Consider the following 720-nt stretch of genomic DNA (forward strand, 5'->3'; position numbering starts at 1 on the left):
GCGTGCAAAGCAGGCGCTCTCCCAGCTGAGCTAAGGCCCCATTAAAATGGTCGGGAAGACAGGATTCGAACCTGCGACCCCATGGTCCCAAACCATGTGCTCTACCAAGCTGAGCTACTTCCCGATTCCCTATCTATTCTATTAAAAATAATGGCGCGCCCGAGAGGAGTCGAACCCCTAACCTTTTGATCCGTAGTCAAACGCTCTATCCAATTGAGCTACGGGCGCAATCAATTTTAGAATATCCCGTTGGGATAAAAATGGAGCGGAAGACGGGATTCGAACCCGCGACCCCCACCTTGGCAAGGTGGTGTTCTACCACTGAACTACTTCCGCATATCGCAATAAAAAAAGCTTTCTCCTTTTTGAGAAACCTTGGTAAGATAAATACATTTAATAAAGCTTCCAAGCGGGCTCGAACCGCTGACCTCTTCCTTACCATGGAAGTGCTCTACCTGCTGAGCTATGGAAGCAATGGCTCCGCAGGTAGGATTCGAACCTACGACCGATCGGTTAACAGCCGATAGCTCTACCACTGAGCTACTGCGGAATAATATAAGCTTCATAAACAAACATGGTAGAAATAATAAAACTGCTTGGCGGCGTCCTACTCTCACAGGGGGAACCCCCCGACTACCATCGGCGCTGAAGAGCTTAACTTCCGTGTTCGGTATGGGAACGGGTGTGACCTCTTCGCTATCGCCACCAAACAAATTGAGA

At 49.2% G+C, this 720-nt stretch carries 5 tRNA genes and 1 rRNA gene; all 6 read right to left on the bottom strand.

The features are described from left to right. Positions 1-47: 47 nt before the first annotated feature. Positions 48-124, bottom strand: a tRNA-Pro gene (locus CVV77_RS21795). A gap of 27 nt (positions 125-151) precedes the next feature. Continuing rightward, positions 152-228, bottom strand: a tRNA-Arg gene (locus CVV77_RS21800). A gap of 33 nt (positions 229-261) precedes the next feature. Further along, positions 262-336, bottom strand: a tRNA-Gly gene (locus tag CVV77_RS21805). A gap of 64 nt (positions 337-400) precedes the next feature. After that, positions 401-473 (bottom strand) — tRNA-Thr (locus CVV77_RS21810). Positions 474-475: 2 nt separating this feature from the next. Continuing rightward, positions 476-550 (bottom strand) — tRNA-Asn (locus CVV77_RS21815). A 44-nt stretch (positions 551-594) separates the two neighbouring features. After that, positions 595-710, bottom strand: a 5S ribosomal RNA gene (gene rrf / locus CVV77_RS21820). Positions 711-720: the final 10 nt, after the last annotated feature.

The organism is Bacillus sp. SN1 (assembly GCF_002796895.1).
GTDB lineage: Bacteria > Bacillota > Bacilli > Bacillales > Bacillaceae > Bacillus > Bacillus inaquosorum.